Annotated in this window: 19 protein-coding genes and 2 pseudogenes; 11 read left to right on the top strand and 10 right to left on the bottom strand. The window is 47.7% G+C overall.

The annotated features are described in order from the left end of the window. Positions 1–314 precede the first annotated feature (314 nt). From RT644_RS16040 to RT644_RS16025, 4 genes are read left to right on the top strand one after another with little or no spacing between them, the layout of a single operon-like run. The gene (locus RT644_RS16040) at positions 315–1,343 is read left to right on the top strand and encodes a radical SAM protein (RefSeq protein ID WP_065370164.1); all 1,029 of its coding nucleotides are present in this window, start codon (positions 315–317) and stop codon (positions 1,341–1,343) included. Continuing rightward, positions 1,340–2,185, top strand: a complete 846-nt coding sequence (locus RT644_RS16035) for a histidinol-phosphatase (protein ID WP_313627273.1) — start codon at positions 1,340–1,342, stop codon at positions 2,183–2,185. The genes RT644_RS16040 and RT644_RS16035 overlap by 4 nt, the downstream gene beginning before the upstream one ends. 11 nt (positions 2,186–2,196) lie before the next feature. Further along, on the top strand, positions 2,197–3,327 hold the full coding sequence (locus RT644_RS16030) for a hypothetical protein (protein ID WP_313627272.1): 1,131 nt from the start codon (positions 2,197–2,199) through the stop codon (positions 3,325–3,327). Further along, the gene (locus RT644_RS16025; protein WP_313627271.1) at positions 3,324–4,115 is read left to right on the top strand and encodes a hypothetical protein; all 792 of its coding nucleotides are present in this window, start codon (positions 3,324–3,326) and stop codon (positions 4,113–4,115) included. Before RT644_RS16030 ends, RT644_RS16025 begins: the two co-directional genes overlap by 4 nt. Here the strand turns inward: RT644_RS16025 and RT644_RS16020 are convergent. Beyond that, on the bottom strand, positions 4,070–5,611 hold the full coding sequence (locus tag RT644_RS16020; RefSeq protein ID WP_313627270.1) for a glycosyltransferase family 9 protein: 1,542 nt from the start codon (positions 5,609–5,611) through the stop codon (positions 4,070–4,072). The two genes, RT644_RS16025 and RT644_RS16020, sit on opposite strands and share 46 nt — an antisense overlap. Before the next feature lie 202 nt (positions 5,612–5,813). Between RT644_RS16020 and RT644_RS16015 the strand changes: the two genes are divergently transcribed. From RT644_RS16015 to RT644_RS15995, 5 genes are all read left to right on the top strand, one after another. Then, positions 5,814–6,934 (top strand): IS3 family transposase gene (locus RT644_RS16015; RefSeq protein WP_313627269.1). Its coding sequence is split into 2 segments (ribosomal slippage): positions 5,814–6,072 and positions 6,072–6,934, totalling 1,122 coding nucleotides; the frame shifts between segments, so codons are not numbered across the junction. 443 nt (positions 6,935–7,377) lie between these two features. Further along, entirely contained in the window at positions 7,378–8,013 is a 636-nt protein-coding gene (locus RT644_RS16010; RefSeq protein ID WP_313627268.1) for a hypothetical protein, read from the top strand. A 248-nt stretch (positions 8,014–8,261) separates the two neighbouring features. Beyond that, entirely contained in the window at positions 8,262–9,008 is a 747-nt protein-coding gene (locus RT644_RS16005) for a hypothetical protein (protein WP_313627267.1), read from the top strand. A gap of 215 nt (positions 9,009–9,223) precedes the next feature. Then, a complete protein-coding gene (locus tag RT644_RS16000; protein WP_313627266.1) occupies positions 9,224–11,113 on the top strand; it encodes a fibronectin type III domain-containing protein in 1,890 nt (629 codons plus the stop codon). A 932-nt stretch (positions 11,114–12,045) separates the two neighbouring features. Further along, positions 12,046–12,648 carry a response regulator transcription factor gene (locus RT644_RS15995; protein ID WP_313627265.1) on the top strand — a complete coding sequence of 201 codons (603 nt, stop codon included), beginning with the start codon at positions 12,046–12,048 and terminating at the stop codon, positions 12,646–12,648. Positions 12,649–12,774: 126 nt separating this feature from the next. Here the strand turns inward: RT644_RS15995 and RT644_RS15990 are convergent, their stop codons facing one another. The 8 genes and pseudogenes from RT644_RS15990 to RT644_RS15955 all read right to left on the bottom strand — a co-directional run bounded on the left by RT644_RS15990 (position 12,775) and on the right by RT644_RS15955 (position 17,947). Then, positions 12,775–13,113 carry a hypothetical protein gene (locus RT644_RS15990; RefSeq protein WP_016495791.1) on the bottom strand — a complete coding sequence of 113 codons (339 nt, stop codon included), beginning with the start codon at positions 13,111–13,113 and terminating at the stop codon, positions 12,775–12,777. Further along, the gene (locus RT644_RS15985) at positions 13,110–13,529 is read right to left on the bottom strand and encodes a hypothetical protein (protein ID WP_160269942.1); all 420 of its coding nucleotides are present in this window, start codon (positions 13,527–13,529) and stop codon (positions 13,110–13,112) included. The genes RT644_RS15990 and RT644_RS15985 overlap by 4 nt, the downstream gene beginning before the upstream one ends. A gap of 241 nt (positions 13,530–13,770) precedes the next feature. Next, a pseudogene (locus RT644_RS15980) lies at positions 13,771–13,956 on the bottom strand (hypothetical protein); the annotation flags it as partial. 140 nt (positions 13,957–14,096) lie between these two features. Next, entirely contained in the window at positions 14,097–14,675 is a 579-nt protein-coding gene (locus tag RT644_RS15975; protein ID WP_160269939.1) for a lytic polysaccharide monooxygenase, read from the bottom strand. A 123-nt stretch (positions 14,676–14,798) separates the two neighbouring features. Beyond that, positions 14,799–15,140 (bottom strand): protealysin inhibitor emfourin, encoded by a 342-nt coding sequence (locus RT644_RS15970; protein ID WP_174240601.1) that lies wholly within the window; start codon positions 15,138–15,140, stop codon positions 14,799–14,801. Further along, positions 15,137–16,165: a M4 family metallopeptidase gene (locus RT644_RS15965; RefSeq protein ID WP_313627294.1), complete on the bottom strand. Its 1,029-nt coding sequence runs from the start codon at positions 16,163–16,165 to the stop codon at positions 15,137–15,139. The genes RT644_RS15970 and RT644_RS15965 overlap by 4 nt, the downstream gene beginning before the upstream one ends. 526 nt (positions 16,166–16,691) lie before the next feature. Continuing rightward, positions 16,692–16,958: pseudogene (locus tag RT644_RS15960) on the bottom strand (IS3 family transposase); the annotation flags it as partial. A gap of 98 nt (positions 16,959–17,056) precedes the next feature. After that, entirely contained in the window at positions 17,057–17,947 is an 891-nt protein-coding gene (locus RT644_RS15955) for a DMT family transporter (RefSeq protein ID WP_313627264.1), read from the bottom strand. 119 nt (positions 17,948–18,066) lie between these two features. On the opposite strand from RT644_RS15955, the gene gcvA reads away from it, so the two are divergent. Continuing rightward, a complete protein-coding gene (gcvA, locus tag RT644_RS15950) occupies positions 18,067–18,951 on the top strand; it encodes a transcriptional regulator GcvA (protein ID WP_313627263.1) in 885 nt (294 codons plus the stop codon). A 9-nt stretch (positions 18,952–18,960) separates the two neighbouring features. Continuing rightward, complete coding sequence (locus tag RT644_RS15945; protein ID WP_045509540.1) at positions 18,961–19,245, top strand: hypothetical protein; 285 nt, start codon at positions 18,961–18,963, stop codon at positions 19,243–19,245. Between the two features lie 299 nt (positions 19,246–19,544). On the opposite strand, the gene RT644_RS15940 is transcribed toward RT644_RS15945, so the two are convergent. Next, positions 19,545–20,069: a lipocalin family protein gene (locus tag RT644_RS15940; RefSeq protein WP_160269932.1), complete on the bottom strand. Its 525-nt coding sequence runs from the start codon at positions 20,067–20,069 to the stop codon at positions 19,545–19,547. Positions 20,070–20,125: the final 56 nt, after the last annotated feature.

Below are 20,125 nucleotides of genomic sequence, written 5' to 3'. Positions count from 1 at the left end.
ATTCAGAATGAAAGACGCATCCATGTCATGGATGGGAAACAGGAAAATCCATTATTAGGCTACTTAGTGATGAATTCAACCATTGGTTCAGGTTGATACTGTGTTCTTTTATAAGAATTCTTTCTGATGCTAGAATTCACTAGTTGGTTACGGCAGAACACTTTTTATTTATGTTTTTTGATTCTCGGAGTCAATACACTAATAATAGTAGTGATGATCCATTGTCATCATTATAATTTATGCGACAGCCCTATCTTAAATTTGCGTTAGGTTGATTTTTTTACTCTAAATAAAAATAAGGCAGAATATTATATATGGAATTACATGGTCATTTGCTTTATGTAGACATCACCCAGATCTGTGGCATCGGCTGTGCGTTCTGCATGTATGCGGATAAGCACGTAACGGGTAAGAGTATGGAGCTGTCAACGCAGGCACGTGACAATCTTTCGGTGCTCATTAATGATCCATCCGTAAAGCGTATTTCCGTGAGTGGTGAAGGTGAACCGCTCAATAACATTCACACCTTTTATGACTTACTGGCGTTGTCCCGAGGGGGCAACAGCTTTGAGTTTATTACCAGCGGTTTTTTTCGCCATGAGAAGATGGAAAAGATTTTTGATGAGATCAATCGTCTTGTCTCCGCCAATGGTGATACCTGTAATATTCGCCTGAGTTCAGATAGCCACCATATTGAAAAAGTAAAATGGCGTGCACATGGATTTAGCCTGGATTATGTTCAGCGCAAAAAACCGTCATCACTCAGCTTTTCATTTCGCTCAATTGATATCGATCGGGACTTCACTCGCGAATATCTGGTGAGTGAGCTGGCCTCATGGGGAATTAACGCCAGCATAAAGCCAGTCAGCGTGCTGGAAGATAAATTATTAATAGGTGCGGACACGTTTAACATCGACTACAAAAATCTGGTTCATCCGGCAAGAGATACGCCAGAGGGTTATCTGGACTTACAGGGATATATTGCCGCGATTGAGTCCAAAGTGGATAAACCTTTTACCTTTGGCAGCCTGAACCGTGCACCCCAGCCCAATGGCATGGACGTGACAATTAAACCCAACGGCGATGTGTTTCTGTACGGTATTGAGACCGAGCGTGTTGCGAATATCCATTCTGATGTGATCGACTGGCATCATCTGGCGAGCCATGTGCGGGAAAATCCCTTGTCGCGCGCGTTATATACCCAGCCGTTAACCGAACTGCTGGCGCGGCTGGAAAACACTCCGCAGCTTCGTGCGATCATCGCGACCGCCAATAATCCTTACTGGCTGGTTAAAGAGATGGGGAAGTATTCCGGGTTGCTTGAACAATGGAAGGCCGCATGATTGATTCGCACTGCCACTCGTTCTACTCGAAACATGCTGTAGGCACCATCGATGAACTTGTTTGTGCCTCGATTGCTGCGGGGGTGACAGTACTCACCATCACCGATCATGCTCCGTTCCCAGTGGATGCGCAGAACCGTTTACTGGAATCGGAACTGGAGCGCTATTTCGCCGATATTGATAAGGCGCAGCAGACTTATAAAGGCGAGATCACGCTGCTACGCGGTCTGGAACTCGATTATATGCCGGGAACTGAGCGTTATAACCGGCAATTACTTGCACACTATCCGATGGATTTTGTTATCGGTTCAATTCACTACGTCACTGTTGCCGATAAGGCGATGGTGAAGGTCTGGGAACTGCCCCGGTTAGCTGCAGCCTCCTTTCTGGACAAATACTTTGCTCAGCTTGAAGCATTGCTGGAAAGCCAGTTGTTTGATGCGGTTGGGCACGCTGATACGCTGCTGCGCGCAATCCCAGAGGATGTGTTTTTGCGTCGCTTTGAACCGCTGATTACACCGCTCGTACGCAGCGGTATCGCATATGAGCTGAATGCTTCAGGTCTGCGTAAATCCAGCCTTGATCCGACGACGGGTAAAGAGGTGACTGGAAGATGGTCCTATCCCTCCCGCGCTTTGCTGGAAAAATTACTGGAGAACAATGTTCCATTAACCATCGGGTCCGATGCCCATGATCCGCGCGATGCCGGAGCGGGGATCGCTGAACTGTTGGCGGCACTCAGGCCATTAGGGCTTCAATCCCTCTGCTATTATCAGCAGCGTCAACGCATTGATGTTTTGCTTAAAGACCTTCAATTTCACACTGTGCCAGCGTCTCGCTAAGGAGCTTCACCATGAATGGACTAAAAACTCCGCATTCACTTGTGTGGAACACGTTGCACAACGAACCGATCGCAACCCAGTTGGCAATGTTTCGCCAGGCCAGTGCACAGATCAATGCGCAGGATGTTAAATCCGGTTTTCGCGCGTTCGCGACCGATTTGCTGGCGCGCGGTTTGATCGACATGTCCGATTACGTCGCTATTTTTGGTGGTAAGGCGATGCATTATCTGACGCCGAATGCGACTGGATCATTTTGCGATATGCGCACCGGTGCTGAAGCTACAACATTGGCGGGCATTTATAGCCGTGCGAAATATGGTGGAGTGAGCGAGATACACTATCTGGCACGGTGCGTTATCGACTATCTTGCCGCAGAACTGGATGACGCCTCCTCTTCATGGTCAGGGTTGTTTTGCAAGGCCAAAGAGGAGGGAGAGAGTGTTGTGATGATGACCACGGGCTGGCGTAATGTGCCTTCCACGGCCAATGTGCTCTACGATATCGTGGTTGAGGAAATTAATCTCACGTTGGCGCATAAAGGATTGCCCACCATTATCAACGTTAAATTGCCCAGGATTGCGCTGCCGTGTGAAAATTACGCCAGCCTCAGCCAAGCCGAGCGCGATCGGGTCAATCTTGAGCAGGATCATGTGATTCCAGCGGAGAATTTTTACCGCTGGAGCGGCGTGCATGTCATTTTCGGAGATGACGTGCTGGTGACTGGGGCAACGGCGGACAAAGTGTTGTATGAATCGCTGTGTAACGGCGCCCGGTCATTTCGTGCCATTTACCCAGTGGCGCTAGATCCCCGGGTGGCATTAACTGATGCGTCGGTGGAGGATCGGCTGAACAGCGTGAGCATAAAGCAGAATTTGGATGAAAACGTCTCGCAACTGCTCTCTGCTCCGGGCTATCAGCCCATTCTGCGTGCGTTGCGTCTGTTATTTGGCGAAGACAACCGGGATAGTTTACCGGCTTTCCTGCCAAATGTGCCGGTGCTGACCTGGCTTAATCTGTATAAATCAGCATTAAATAATGAGTTTTTAGCTCAGCCTGAATGCGCGCCATCACTGGTGATGCTCAGAACATATCTGATGCAAAATGGGCTGTTGTGTGCGAAAGGTAAGGTGCTGGTGAAATGACATCCGACACTATCCATTACGTCAGTTACTGGGAAAACGCACCGGGTCAGACCATGCCGGCTTATGTTGCCCTGGCACTGGTTTCTATGCACAGAGCTCTGGGCGAGCGTTTTCTTCTGCTTACGCCGCGAACGGTAAGCGAGCACATCGATGCTGACATCATGAATAAAACCTGGGCTTTTGAGCCGCTGAGCTTTACGATGGCGAACGGCATTGAAGCTATTGTGGCGAAGAGCGATTTCATTCGCATGGCGTTTGTGCATCGCTGGGGCGGAGCATGGTTGGATGCGGATACGTTGCTGTTTAGAGATCCGAGTGTTGAGTTATTTCCGACAGGGCTGAGCCATAAATTGCACTGGCATAGCGAGTGTATTTTCGCGTCCCTGCCGGGAAACCCCATACTTGCACAAGCCTTAGCTATAGGCCTTGAGAGCGAGAATCACGCTTGGGGTAATCCTGGGAGAATCAAAAATATCATTGCCCAGGCTGCCGATGCTGCCATCCCGATTGGCGGGGAGGTCATCGATCCCGGATACCGTCCTCTCTACAACTTTGCTGGTTGCGAGGTGATGCGTCGCACCGATATTGCCGTCGGGGCATTTTTGATTAACGACGTGGCCATTCTCAAACTTTACAACACCTATTTCCGGCGTACCGAAGCCCGGAGAGAAACCGTGGCTGAATTCCTGGCGGGTGGTTCGCTGCTGGCAAAACTGTTTTTGCATATTGAGGCGAATGCGGATTACTGGGTTGATGAAAGTGACAAATTGATAGCTTCCGTTGCCTGAGTACCGCTTTCGCCCAGTACGATAGCCTCAGCGGGTAAGTGGAGTCGACAGTGCGTGGCGCCATTGAGGTTAATGCGCGGCGCGATTGCTTCGTGAATGGTCGGCGTCCAGCGGTGTGGCGAGTTGTGGGCAATATATAGCCATGCTGGGATGCGTTCAGGTAAATGGCTGAATTCAAGTTCAATGCGCAGTAGATCGAATATCTCGGTAGTGCGTCCACTGGGAGTCCAGGCCAGTGGCGCGGTACGGTGATCGGGTCGCACGACTGCGACAGGAATGCTGAATTCAAGGTTGATCGTCCCGGCATAACAGCCTGCAACTTCAGGAAATTTTTCACAGATTAAGGGCAGTTGTCGCGCCAGCGTGCCCGTCGCTACCCCTAGCCCTGGGATGATTCTGGCGTTAAGCGACATGCTGCTTTTCGCTTCTTCTGGCAGCGTTAAGTGAGTCTGCAATGCGTTCATTAATGACGTTAGCGAAAAATCATCCATATTTTTTTTTCCCGTACGACGGAGTGTGTCTGGTTGTTGCTCGCTGTAGATCACTTGTGTAAAAGGTGAGCGAGGCGGCAGCCATGGGTTGTGTTGACCTGCAATCAACGGGTAGATCGCCACCAGCTTCGCTTTCAGGCCAACAGCCATATGCACAATGGCGGTATCCACACTAACAACAGCCTGCGCTCGGCGAATATAGCCTGCAACCTTTTCGGGTGTTAGCCCGTCGTGCAAGACTGCCACATTATCGCGCGCAACTGCGCTTTCCAGATGCTGTGCGCTGTGCAGCGTTGAAGGGCTGCAAAGAATTCCCACGAAATGGCCGGGAAAATCGTCGGCGATAGCTTGTAGAGCTGCGGTTGCACGGGAAGGGGATAGCCCCTTGTCTCTTCGGCTGGCATAAGGATTAAAAAGTATTTTGGGGGAAAGTGCCGCAGGCGGGAGCTCGGCAGGCAACGGTACAATGTACTGGGTGTCGATCACTTTCGCGCCCAGATCCTGCAGAATATATTTGTACTGCTCCACGATATTGAGCGTGTTTGCAGCAAAACCCATTTTACGATTCACACAGCGCAGCGAATCATCAAGGGAATAGAGACTCGCCGGACGGAGTAACCGTATAAAAACGACTTCGGCAGGTTGCAGTCGTCCAACCAGATGAACAACGACATCGACATTACTTAGTTGGTTCGCCAATCTGCGTAGTTCACCAAGCCTTGGATGCGGATTCGTAACGATGACTTCATCCACACCGAAGGTGTTGGTATGCATTTCAGCTAACTCGTTAACCGTAAGTACAGTCAAACGGGCATTGAGCTTACGTGATTCGCGAAAAAAGAAAGAAGATACGATGGAGTCGCCTAATTTTGCATCCCATCGAAGCAGAAGAATATGCAGTTTTTCGCCGGGGGTTTTCGTGGGCAGAGGTTTGTCCGCCAGCAGGCGAAATATCAGTCTGGAAACCGCTTTGTGTAAAATCTGTAAACTTAACAATGTGTTCACCAGTCCTTTGTTCAGAGGGTCGATCCCGACCGCACGGTTTTTTTAGGGTGACGTGGCGTATTGTAATGGTGAATTAACAGCACATGACATCACTATTATCTCTTGGTCGGCTTTTTCCTGGTTTACATGGTTGACCTGCTCCCCGTTGATTAATACACCGCGATGTTAGTAATGTCTTCATAAGCCACATGAGGACATCCCCATGAAGAAGCGTTTTTCCGACGAACAGATCATCAGTATCCTCCGCGAGGCTGAAGCCGGGGTTTCTGCCCGTGAGCTCTGCCGTAAGCACGCCATTTCCGACGCCACCTTTTACACCTGGCGTAAGAAGTATGGCGGTATGGAGGTGCCCGAGGTTAAGCGCCTGAAGTCGCTTGAGGAAGAGAACGTCAGGCTCAGGAAGCTGCCTGCCGAAGCCATGCTGGATAAGGAGGCGCTTCAGGTGGCTCTGGGGCGAAAGTACTGACGACAGGCCAGAAGCGGGAAGCCGTGGTGTTGATGTGTGATGCGACCGGTCTGCCGCAACGTCGAGCCAGCAGGCTGACTGGTTTGTCCCTGTCGACCTGCCGCTATGAGGCGCAGCGTCCGGCGGTTGATGCGTATTTATCCGGGCGCATCACTCAGCTGGCGCTTGAGCGCCGGCGTTTTGGTTACCGTCGTATCTGGCAACTACTGCGACGAGAGGGCCTGCGTGTTAATCACAAGCGCGTGTACCGCCTTTATCATCTCAGCGGCCTGGGTGTTAAGCGCAGACGACGTAGTAAAGGCCTGGCAACAGAACGTCTTCTATTGCTCTTTCCTGCTGCTCCTGACCTGACGTGGTCGATGGATTTCGTCATGGACGCACTGGCTATCGGACGCGGGATCAAGTGCCTGATCTGCATCGATGATTTCACGAAGGAATGTCTGACAGTCACTGCTGCCTTCGGTATGTCAGGTATTCAGGTCACACGTGTTCTGGACAGCATTGCGTTATTTCGTGGCTATCCGGCAACGATCAGAACAGATCAGGGACCAGAGTTTACCTGCCGGGCACTGGACCAGTGGGCCTTTGAGCATGGCGTTGAGCTCCGGCTTATTCAGCCGGGCAAGCCGACACAGAATGGGTTTATCGAAAGCTTTAATGGTCGATTTCGGGATGAATGTCTGAATGAGCACTGGTTCAGCGATATTGTTCACGCCAGAAAAATCATTAACGACTGGCGGCAGGACTATAACGAGTGTCGGCCTCATTCCTCACTGAATTATCTGACGCCAGCGGAGTTTGCAGCAGGCTGGCGAAATGGAAAAAACGAAGATAAACAAACCGACATTACTAACTGATTATTGTGTTTAATACTGGGACAGGTCATTTTATTCAATCTCATAAAGATCACAAAAGCCTATAAAATCCACGCTATTGCGTGGATTTTTCATTTCATAGCAACTTAACTCGTCACGTCACACAATATAGTTCGCGTTACCATCAATATTTAATGCGATAAACACAGCGCATATGGCTCCGTAATTTACCCTGCCGTATTTGCCGTATTGATATCAGATGCGTTCGTATTTATATTTCTTCCATTAGATTTATATTTAGAGGAAATTAAAAAGCCTCATATAACGACCGTAAATTCGTTCTATATCGCAGGAAGCACTGAAATATATACAAGCCACTAATAAGCAACATTTTCGTTGATTACCTGGCGGCATTCTCTTTTATATCAATGAAACACAGTAATTTTTATAGCATACACACCTGGAACTTTGAGTGGAGGAATAATATGAATACTAACGCTTTGGATTTTGTGCTTAAAACACCGATTGAAACCACTGCCGATCTGGCACCGTTACTGGAACGTCTAAAAGGAGTACCGGATCATGGTCAGTCAAAAAGAAAAACCATGCTGACTGATAATAAAGTATCTGCACAAGTCAATGCCGGCAGCCTCATCTCATTTACCGAACGTCTGGATGGGCAGAATAAACAAGATGTTCAGAACTCAACACTGTTCGCTCAACTGGCGGCGGATAAACACTGCAACCGTTATACTGCGCCCATGGATTGGTATCGTTTTTATGTCAATGTACTGGGCCAAATTGGCTGGAACCAACCTGCTTTCGCGTTTGATACCTATACGTCAGGTGCCAGTACCGTAAAACTGGATGAGGCTGTGTTGGGGATCATTGCGCAAATCGCTACTGTCGGTGAGGTTGCATTAGTGGCAGCGGCAATGAAGGCGTTATCCAGCCTGAGCGATACCTCAAAGCAAATGCTTATCTGGGATGCGAAATCAAATTCGGAAAACACCGGTAATTTTCAAATTTTCCCGGCAGATCTGTTACCAAATGGCGATGTGGTAATGATGCTTGATGGTATGCAATTTGATGCGAAGCGCAATGAGGGGCGTTTTCTGTAGGTAACCTGGCAATCCACCTCGATCAAAATTCAACGCGCGGCAAATAAATTCGTCTTAAACGAAGGTGTTTATAAAGGGGTGCGCCAGGCCGTTATTGATAAACTGGGTGATCGGGCAATCGATATGATTGCAAATATTGAAATCTGATATCGAAATACGGTTATTTTAATCTATCGTCCATGACGAAGTAATAAGCCATGTTATGGACGACCACCTATTATACTTGCGATACATTGCGAGGTTAATTTATGTTGTCACTCCTGAATTCCATCACGCTTCCTGAATTAACAGATCGAGAAAAAACGCTTAAATCTGCCGCCCGCTGTCCTGACCCGGCGATTGGTTCAGATGATGATAATTATGCGCAAATTAACGAAGGTATTGTGCTCTCTTTTGATAAAACCCTCTCCAGCCAACAGCGGGATGATGTGTGCCATTCTCTGTTATTCGCTCAACTTGCGGCAGATAAGAAATTTAACCGGCATTCTGCCACTCAGGACTGGCAGGAAAGTTTTACTGGTGTGCTTGCAACGGTAGGCTGGAATATGCTCCATTTTGCCAGTCAATCCATTGAGCTTTCAGCACCTGTCGACTGGGCTGCGTTAGTGAATCAGCATATTCCCGACGCGACACAGCCTCTGGCAGGCGCGAGTATTCACGCGGCGCAAGACCTCGCATTGACCTCGCCCGCTTTTACCTTATGGGAATCCGCGGCTATCAATCCGCACAAATATAGTGACGGCCTTTTCATTGTGACACCAACGCTGAATGTACAAAATTCGCCGCAAATCATTGTCCTGATGCTTGCTTATCACTTTACCAGTGATGTTGAGGGTTTTATGAAATGGCAAGAAGGCTATTCCATAGATATATACAAACTGGGACTCAAATTAAATGAAGATATTTACAACCAGCTAAGACAACCTATTCTTACAAAGCTTGGCGATCGCCCGGAATATCTGATAGCAAATATCCCAATGGATACAGCAATGTGATTGCCTGACGATAATACATACTAATCCCCTTTCTGACATGCTAATTATTTTAACGACGGCGGCGCTTATTAAAATTCATTAGCAACAGGACAACCCAACTGCTTAACCAATAAAAGCAGAGTGCTTATTTGATAGTTATCTGTGTAAGCACTCTTGTTTTTACCTGCAGGATATACCTGAAACAGAATTCACAATAAATACATGGAGAAATACAAATGTCTGAAACAACTCACGTCTCTTTCACCGCGAAATATGCATCAGTTTCCGCGTGGTCGGGGGCGCTTAAAATAACACTTCTCAATAATACTGGAAAAACCATTAACAGCCCTGTGAAAATTAGCTTCGATATGCCGCAAAGCGTTCAGCCATCTACCAATATTGGGTTGAACATCGAGAAAACGGGGATAAGTACGACACATATTACCGGGCAATTAGCGAACTACCTGACACCAATCGCTAATGGCAAATCGGTCAGCTTTATTGTCAATATCGGTTCCAATAATGGTAGCTTAAGCGCTGATGTTTTACCGATCGCTTATTATGTAAATGGTGTACTCGCCGGAGACAGCGATACGCCAGATACCACTGCCCCCTCAGCACCGACAGGTCTGGTTTCCACCGGTACCACCAGCTCAACCATTGCTCTTTCATGGAACGCCTCCACCGATGATGTAGGCGTCAGCGGCTATATTGTCACCTGGAGCTGGGCCAACGGAAGGCATACTAAACGCGTACCGAACACCACCACTATCCTCGATGGTCTTAGCGCAGATACGCAATATACAATCTCGGTACAGGCCTATGATGCCGCAGGCAATGTATCCGACAATACTGGCAGCATCAGCGTGCTGACCCGGCCCGTTTCGCCAGATACCACCGCCCCCAGCGTTCCGGTTAACCTGCATGTGACGCGTATTGCGCACAATGCCATATCCCTGGCATGGAATGCCTCTACCGATGACGGTAGCGGCGTAAAAAACTATGTGGTGTCTTACGCCGAACCAGGAGCTTCATCGCAGACCGTTACCGTGACAACAACGTCAGCCACCATCGGCGGCCTGAAACCAAACACCCTTTATACCTTCCGTGTCTTTGCTGTCGATAACGCAGGCAACCAGTCAGCCAGGAGCAGTGCAATTAGTGGCAAGACTTCCGGTAAACCCTCGACAGGCTCAGGCGCCACGGATTTTGCACCCTATGTTGATGTCACTATATTCGCTAAATGGGCAACAACGCCCCCGGGACTCAACCAGGATTTTATCAGTGATGCGATCGCATTCGGCGTCAAAAAGTTCCATCTCGCTTTCCTTGTGCAGGATCCCGCCAACCCGAAAAATCCGGTTTGGGGCAACAGTAGTTTTCCACTCAAGGCCATCAAGCCGCTGACAGATTTAATTAATAACGCAGGTGGTGAACCCATATTTTCTTTTGGTGGTTTTTCCGGCGTGGATTTTTCCACCACATGGAGCGTTAATGATCTCGCCGGGTTATATGTCAATATCGCCAATAATTACGGTGTAAAAACGATCGATCTCGATTTTGAAACCCAGGGTTTTTATAATGGCAATGTTGCATTCCCGGCATTTGTGCAAGCTAAGAAGGCCGTTCCATATCTGGAAGTCAGTGTCACGCTGCCCGTATTACCGACTGGGTTAGTTCAGGCTGGCCTGGATGTACTTACTAGTGCAGCAGCGAATAAATTACACCCTTACGTTAATATTATGGCGATGGATTACGGCCCAAGTTTTGCCGGCAATCAGGGGGATTACGCTATCCAGGCAATTAACGCCACCAAAGATCAGCTAAAAGCGATTTGGGGTTATACCGATGCCGAAGCATATTCAAAAATCGTTGTGACACCGATGATAGGCCACAATGACACTGACCCGTTAGTATTCACGCTTGAGGATGCAGTTAAAGTTGCTGAATTTTCCAAAGCCAATAATCTGCATCAAGTCAGTAACTGGTCTCTGGGACGCGATTTTGCACCTGATACCATCGACGAACATGGCAATATGCACTCGAACAGTAAACCAACCAGTACGCTGATCACTGGTCAGGAAAACTATGCTTTCGCCAAAGCTTTTGCAAAAGTCCTCTCCTGAGTGTTCTCTGCGGGGTTGGTAACGACCCCGTTTTATACCCCCTGCCACAAGCTGTGATCATCCTGAAGTGTTCTCTGGCAGCGCGATAATGCATAAATGCCATTTAACATGCCCGGCCGGAACAGGAAATATACTTCACCTGAACGACGCACGAACACAGCGCACACTGTCTACTCTCTTAATTATTTCAGGAATGGATGGCCAATCATTTCACTTGTTTTTTAAAGTATAACCAGTTGATTTAGAATCCGTCGCAGAAGATGTAAGCCTAATAAACTTTCATCCCCAGCATGAAAAACCTCTCAGGTATACTGTTAACGACATATGTCTATTATTAAATCTGACACCACTAACAGTTAGTACATATAACAAAATGATATTTTTGGGTGAAAGCGAATTTCACGAATAAGGGAACAGCTACGCCAGAGTATATGAGGGAAAAGTACCCGCAACCGTTTTTTCCCTCCTTTTATAGGGCCGGATTTCTGACACCAGCGGTGTTAGCCCGGGTCGGATGCCACTATTCATCCATCATGATTAAAAGACGTTTTTTGTTATTGTCTGTACGGGCTTTCAATCAAAACCCTTTCGATTATTTACAGCGAAGAGTATTGCGCAGATAAGCTCTGGAATCGGATAACGCTAATTCTGCTGCCGGTCTCCAGACTTTCATGCTGTTGTCGAAAGGAACACATCGGCGCACCGAAGACCCTGCATTTCAAGGTATAACCAAATGAGATAATAAGATAAGATCCTACTTCGCAAAAATAATTAAGAGGTTATTTATAAGCGTCAGGCATAACTTAAAGTTATTATCCGTTTCCTGTCGGATAAAAGGCCTATGGAAATCACCCTAATTTCAATTATTCACACCATTGACTACTCTATGAAGTAATAGATTCATTGAAGAAACTATTATATGGAGAAGGCGCATGCATATATTCATGATTGACAAACATTCTATATACATTGAAGAAATGACATCGGTAGTGTCTCATAGCATTCCGGAAGTAAAAATCTGCGGTTTAAATGATTGTAAGAAAATCAATGAAACTCTGGGCAAATTCCCCGCCTCCTTAATTATTCTGGATGGTAATGATAATAAAAAAGCATGTATTGAGTTAATTGATAACTTATCGCAGCACTATCCTGGCATCCCGGTGGTGATGCTGATAAATAAATGCCAACTCATCTCGTTGCGACAATTTCTGAATCATCATGCCATTGCTTTTGTCAGGCGCGACTCCCCCCCCGAAACCATCACACAAACGCTACATACCGCTTCTGCGGGCATGCTCAGCTTTCCCCACGAGAATATGACGGTTCTGGATAATAACCATCGTACCCTGGCTTGTCTAAGCGAACGTCAGCGCGAGATCCTCAAATTGCTCGCTGCCGGCGAATCTAATAAACAAATTAGCCGCCTCCTGAATATCAGTCCGGGTACCGTAAAAACGCATCTCGAATCTATTTTTCGTCGCCTGAATGTGACTAACCGCACCCAGGCGGCAATGATGTATTTTAAAGAAAATTAGCCACACTATTTATGCTGTTCGATTGCTGTCAATTCCCAACGAGTCTCTAGCACAAAAGGAGCATCAGATATAAATAATGCTCCTTTTATCATACCCACTCTTTTTTGGGTTGGTGAATTATTTAGCTTATTTTGCTGCTCTTTTATGGGGAAATTTCTTACTGGATGGCAGATTTGTAGACGGCGGATGTATGCAATAGCTGATTGTTACTATCCCGATACCGATATCTTTAAATATAAAAAAAGAGGATTGATAAGGCGTTAATATGACATCAAACAACAAAAAAGGGACATTTATCGCCACCTGTAACATAAAACCAATCCCCGCAATCAGCAGCCCAATACTATATCCTCGCGAAATATAAACGGTATTGAGAAGGCGATGACTGAGCGCGCTAATCAGAATAATCAAAGCAACAAAAACATCTACCAGAGTGAGTACCCAGTATAAAACCTTCAACATCATGATGGATCTCCTGTTTTTGAACTACGAATGGATCGGTAACGGCCTGGTATTTTGTTAACACCTCTGGCGGCGCGCTTCAGCTCTCCTGCCACCTGCAAAATGTCGCGCTCTTCTCTGTGGCAGAAAAAATTGGCCAGCCAGGCAACCATTCCGACACTGATTGATCCAATGAAATAACCGATCCCCATAGCAGTATCCTTATCTGTAAAATTCATTCCCAGCCATTGAGAGATAATTCCTCCCAGGGTAAATGTCGTACTAACGCTAATCCCCCCGATAATGATGCCCGCCGTCAGGCGGCCACGTTGATACAACTTTTTAGGTTGCCAAAAAAATGACACGCTCAGGCCACCAAATAGTCCGGCGAGAGCGGCCAACCAGTTACTGAATAACCCCATGTCATCAATTGTTATCATTGCAGCCTCCTTAAATTATCAAGATATGACCTCAGTAAACGTCATGAGGCCTTAACATCAATTACTGACAAGGGAGAAGCACGACAGTTGTAGCGCCATTATCCGTAGAGAGATAACGCACCGCGCTTTGTGGGTTGTCGATCACATATTTATCAGTACGCAAACCGCGTACGCTATCCGTCACTGCACTGTACCAATTCCCGTCATTCGCAAATTGCTTGCCAATCCAGAAAGAGCGGGGTTGCGCTTTATGTGAGACTCGCCCCGTGATTTTCACACTGAACGATCCCCTTGCGGGCGAACCTTCCAGACTGGCTTGTGGACTGGTTTCGCTGTTACCTGATTCGCGTTGGGTAGCATCCAGTTCGAAGCCAATTGCCCTTTCTTCAATGCTGATGTTTCAATGAGGGATGGCAACAAGCAGGGGAAATGGCCCTGGGCAAAAGGGCCAAAGGTAAGATTAATTACACATTTATACCTGCAAAAAACCACACTCGATAAATAATCTTATTTAATAAACTGTATTAGTACAGACTCGGACTAATACAGTTTTAGATATTTCATTAATTATTTAGTCATATTAGCATCAATGACCTGATAGAACGCATTCCCTGTGTCGGCAATTGTCCATACGCCCAAAATAACTTGATACCCCGAGCGTTGTGGAATAGTACAGTTCATCTGGACTTTACTTTGCGGGATTTTCCCGTTATCAAATCTTTCGCAGAAAGGTTTTAAATCAAAATCAGCCCGAGCTAATGGTTTATTCGGATCCCATCCTTGCTTAGTGATGTAATATTTCCAGGAAGTTGTGCTATGGCGGGCGGTGAGCGTCCAGTCAAATGTATGCGCGCCACTTTTGAGATTGACTTTGTACCAACGACCTGGCGTCTGTTCATTTAATTCAGAAAAACTCGGATTCCCTGCGCTTGCGATTAAACCATCGGAAGGACCGCCGACAGGAAAACCTTTCACGCCTTCAATCGATTGAGGTTCATACATCACCGCGCCACAAGCTTTATTTAATGCACCGCCCGCGTGAGAGCAAAGAAATGAACGACTTGGTGGGTTATCAATATATCCATGCGCGTAAACATAACCAGTCAGAAATAAAGATAACATTAAAATCAGTAGATTTTTTTTCATGATTGAATATTCCTTTTCAGATGTGATATTACCTGTGGTATTAATAATCAGGCTGATTTAAGATTTTTGTTGATATTCCTCCTTTACAGAAAAAATATAAAAACGCGCCGGGTTCATCGCATTTTAAGGTTTGCAGATAGAGGTCTTACCTTCTCTGCACAACCTTTGCAGGGATTCCGGCGCCTGGTTTTCCGGGATCAACAACTGCATCTCTTTTTGCCGGGCCGTCCAGGTAATCTGGAGACGGTAGAAACGCTGGTCACCCTCGCCTGGAGAATTTGCCAGGCCAGGCCGCTGCCCGAGCGGTAATGCCTGGCGAAGAATAGTGTCAAGCCGCTGGCGCTGCTCTGTATTCAACTGCGCTATTTCAATGCACTGCTTTCTGATGAGTTTCGGCATATAAACCAGCCCGCCTTCACGGGCCAGTTCAATCACCACATCATCGGTGAGTTCAGGTGTGCTCACCATAACACTCCAACTTCTCTCCAGGCCTGCTCAATGGCGTTGGCAACCGCTTTGCCGGAACGTTTTCCACCGTGATAGATAGTCAATCTGGCGAAGGTGGCGAAATCTGCGTCCGGAGGCAGTGACTTGTCACAAACCGTGTCGTACCAGGCGTAACCGGTTTTTTCCCATGCATAACCGCCGACAGCGACAGATGCCAGGTAAAAGGCGCGATTTGGGATACCGGAATTTAAATGCACACCGCCATTGTCATCGCGGGTTCGGACATAATCGTTCATATGGGCGGGCTGCGGGTCGGCACCTAACATCGGATCGTTGTAGGCGGTGCCCGGCGCAGACATGGAGCGCAGAGCACGGCCATTAATTCTTTCACCCAGTAATCCTTCGCCAATCAACCAATCAGCCTGGTCGGCGGTTTGCTGGTAGTAGTATTGCTTCACCAGCGAGCCGAAAACATCTGATAAAGATTCATTCAGTGCGCCTGACTGCGCATAATAGATCAACCCGGCCTCACTGCCGGTGACGCCGTGACCGAGTTCATGCGCGATTACATCGATGGCAATCGTGAAACGATTGAAAATAACACCGTCGCCATCACCAAAAACCATCTCCTGCCCATCCCAGAATGCATTCATATATGATTCACCGAAATGCACGATGCCATTCAGGGCCATCCCCTGGTTATCAAGAGAATTACGTCGCCAGACTCGCCAGAAGAAATCATGCGTCACGCCGAGGTACTCATAGGCCTCGTCCGCAGCGATATCGCCATTGGAAGGTTGGCCTTCATAACGTACCAGCGTGCCATTTACCGTCGACTGATGATGCGCATCGTAAATATTACGCATCAATTCGCCAGGGTAGGTGGCCAGAGGCTTAGAGATTCCTTTAAGGCCGATATCCATCAAGTTTTGCACATGGACTAAAGTTCGACGCGCAAAGTGTTGCTGCGCCTCAGAGCCATTGTCGATAATGCGACGTAAAATATGGGGAGGAATAAGACTGTGTGGGTAATATGCGGACATATTATTCTCCTTGGCTTTATTTAGGCTGTATGAGGACATATTGGCCTCCTTGCAATAAAATTATCTACGAGCAAATATGCTGTTCCCCTTGAAATAAGAAAGAACAACAAAAATATAGGCCTACTCACCTCTTTTACTCAATACGGCAAATAAACCAGGGCAAATAAACCAGGGCAAATTACGGAGTCTTCCGCATTGTTATTTTATTGCCAGTAATAAAATCACTTTCACCTGGTTGTTACCTGAAAAAACATTATTCAGATGTTATTTAATGCAAACCCTCACCCATCGGATAGATTATAATCAGGCAAGCATTACCTCATTAAATATATTATTAACTTTTGCGTATGATTCCCGACGGATATGATGGAAGGTTATACCAGATGTGATATTTTCCGCGTCCGCAACATCAGCCCTACCCTTCGTCTGCACAAAATAATTATATTGCGTGACGCCCGGTTAATAGTGCATATCAACGGCGATAAACTCGATAAACGGAATGATTTTCTGGACACTTTTCCACTAATCAATCGCCACGGATAATCCCGACACTTCCGGGCCGCTGATAATAGTGGTTTTCATACTCCGCCGGTGGCATGGGATTGCGCTAACCATGCTGACGCTTACTGATATAAAACAGTTCGTTGTCATCGAAATATCGCTGCGGGATTCATCTCTCGTTCGGTAGATTTTTTTCTTTAATTCTTCACGCTTCAGTAACGGAAAAACTTTCTGTAACGGCGTTGTCGTGGCCGTCAGCACGACGACTCATGCTGCCCTCCAGGCCGTGTGATCGGCACAGCAGAGTCATCGAAATGGCTCTGCTGTGCCTGTTAAACCCATGGCGATGCAATCACATAAGATCTGATTGCCTCTCTAAAAGCCGTTACCTCACCTGAACGTTTTTTCAGGACTCACCACCATCCAGACCGCCACACCAATAATAAGCACCCCCATAATGAAACCGCTGTTAATGGTTTCGCTCAGTACCAGATATCCCCATAGCACGCCAAACGGCGGAATTAAAAATGTCACGGTTAATGAACGTAACGGCCCGATATCGGCAATCAGTCGAAAATAGAGGATGTAAGCCCATGCCGTGCAGAAAACCCCGACTGCAATGACGCTCACCCAGGCCTCTTGCTGCAGCCAGTTAACCGTTGGCCCGAACCGGGTGCTGCAGATGAAAAAAGGCAGCAAAAAAACCGTTGCGCCTGTCTGGCTACCGAAAGCGACTATTTTCGGATCGAGTCCCCCTTTGTTTGAAATCCAGCTGCGCGTCAGAAAGCCGGCGATCCCATAACAACTGGTCGCGATAAGACAGGCAATAACGCCGATGATTTGTTTATCCGCTGATTGCGCTTCACCGATGGTGGTAATCACGATGATGCCAATAAGCCCCAGCAGCACGCCCCCCCATTTTTTGAGGGTAAGTTTCTCGGCAAAAAAGGAAAAACCCACCAGCGCCCCCATCAACGGGGTGGTTGCATTCAAAATGGCCGAATACCCGGCAGGCAGCCATTGAGCCGCCAGACAATACATCAGAAAAGGCAACCCGGAATTAATAACGCCGAGGATAAATGAGGATTTGAATTTATCTTTAAAATCAAACGAAGATTTAAACAGTAATAAAATGACCGCAAGTCCGATAAAACCAAAAAATACCCGCAAAAATGCCGTATTAATCGCACCGAACTGCGGTACCGCTATGCGCATAAAGAGAAAACTCGCGCCCCAGATAGCGGCAAGCAACACTAACCGAAGATAATCAGCAACACGCATAACCGTTCCTTTTCATTTACGGGGAATTCACGGCGAAACTGTGAAACATGCCAGACAGACTGACAAACAAGATTTTTGTTTATACTTAAGATTTTCTAACTCATGAGACAGTGTCGTTAATGAAAATGCCCCCTTTACATGCACTTATGTGTTTTGAGTCGGCCGCTCGGCTGATGAGTATCAAAGCGGCTGCGGAAGAGTTATGTGTGACATCCAGCGCTGTCAGCCAGCAAATCGCAAAACTGGAAAACTTCACCAGCACCAGGCTGTTCATCCGCAGCCCTCGCCGTCTGGAACTGACAATCGAGGGGCGTATCTATATGCGGGCGATAAGACCCGCGTTCAGCCAGATAGCAGAAGCAACGCAACGCTTAATGAATGAGGGAAAGGCAAACAAAGTGACGGTCAGTTGCACCAGTGGTTTTGCCATTCAATGGTTGCTGCCGCGCCTGCCAGCCTTTGAAAAAGCCAATCCGGGTGTGGAAGTGCAAATCAGCACCACCAACAGGCAGGTTGATTTACTTTCCGAAGGGATTGATTTCGCTATCCGACACGGTGCGGGTAACTATCCGGGACTGACGTCTGAGGTTCTGGTAAACGACAATCTCCTCCCGGTCTGTAGCCCCCGATTACTCGCGGCAGAAAGCGAACTCTCAGGGCCGCGGGATGTGGCAAAGTATCCGCTGCTGCACGATGAGCACCGGCTGGACTGGGCCTTATGGTTTCATACGCTGGGTATTGACGATGTGAAGAGTGACACCGGCCCCATTTTCATCGATTCCAATGGCGTGATTGAAGCGGCAATTGCAGGTAGAGGCATCGCGCTTGTTCGCCGTGCTCTTGTACGCGAAGAGCTAAGAAGTGGCCTGCTAATTAACCCGCTGAAAATCTCGCTTCATTCGCCGATAGCCTACTATCTGGTGTATGAGGAATCCGCGTTGTTGCAGAAGATAAGCCGCCGCTTTCGCGACTGGATCTCGGCTGCTGCAGCCACTGAAGAGTAAGGACGTAGTATGCAAATCGATCTCCATTTACTTGAAGAAATCATCAGCAAAATTTTTATTGAAATGAAGCAGCGGGGAATAGATAGCATTGCGCTGGATGCCGATTATTACTGGAATGTTCCCTCCGCATCCCTCTACGATCCTCATCGTGAGCCAGATAAATTAGACATCGGCCAGCTGGTTGATGACTACGACATATTGAAGCTGGCTTATGAGAAGAACAGTCTGGTTAGCTATAACTTAAAAAATGTCGCGGCAATCATGAGATTCTTATCGGAAAAATATTCATTTTGAAGGCAAAATTGTGGCTGGCATCTCAGCGTTAACGGTATCACCTCTTGTCGCTGAAACAGATTGTGCGCGGAATTCGTTCGTCCTGCGGAACACAAGCTGCCTGTTTTGTGCCTGACGGAAGAACGGCTAAGCCAACAGACTGAGCACTAAAACCCCTACGGATGCGCGGTATTTCCCCCCTGCCGGCGCGACATTGCGCGTTGTTCGCGCCCGGCGCAAAGGGGAACTGGCCTTAGTTGCTGCCCCTTCCCCAGGGTGGCGCAGCGTTATCGCGGACATGAGGCGATTCCGGCGCTGCGTTACTGTTTAACCCATACCAGCTGGTCAACCCGGAACCCGAGGCTTCGCGCGGTATTCAGATAATCCTGTTTTACCGTTTCAGGAAGCGTCGGCGTGCGGGAGAGGATCCACAAATAGTCGCGGTTCGGGCCGCTCACAAGCGCGTACTGGTAATTGTCATCGAGTTTGATCACGTTATAACCGCCGTAAAACGGGCCAAAGAACGATACTTTCAGCGCCGCGGTGGTCGGCTCGCCGGTGAAATAAGCCTTCCCTTCGCTCTCGCTCCACTTCTGCTTTTGCGGATCAAAACCACGGTTAAGGACGCTGATCCCACCGTCGCTGCGCTTGCCATAAGTGGCGGTTACCTGTTGAAGCCCGCGCTCAAAACGATTTTCCAGACGCGCGATTTCATACCATTTACCCAGATAACGGCTGGCGTCAAACCCGGTGATCGGCTGCACCCCTTTTGGCGGCGTCGGAGATTTACAGGCGACAAGTGTCAAGGCGATAGCCACACCCGTCACCACCGGCCATAACTTCATGAGAACTCCTTTCATCTTCGCGGTTGGCAGTAAAGTGTAGTGCAAACGGCCCACAC

The organism is Kosakonia sp., from assembly GCF_032104925.1.
Taxonomy (GTDB): domain Bacteria; phylum Pseudomonadota; class Gammaproteobacteria; order Enterobacterales; family Enterobacteriaceae; genus Kosakonia.
This window is presented reverse-complemented; position numbering and strand designations above follow the sequence as displayed.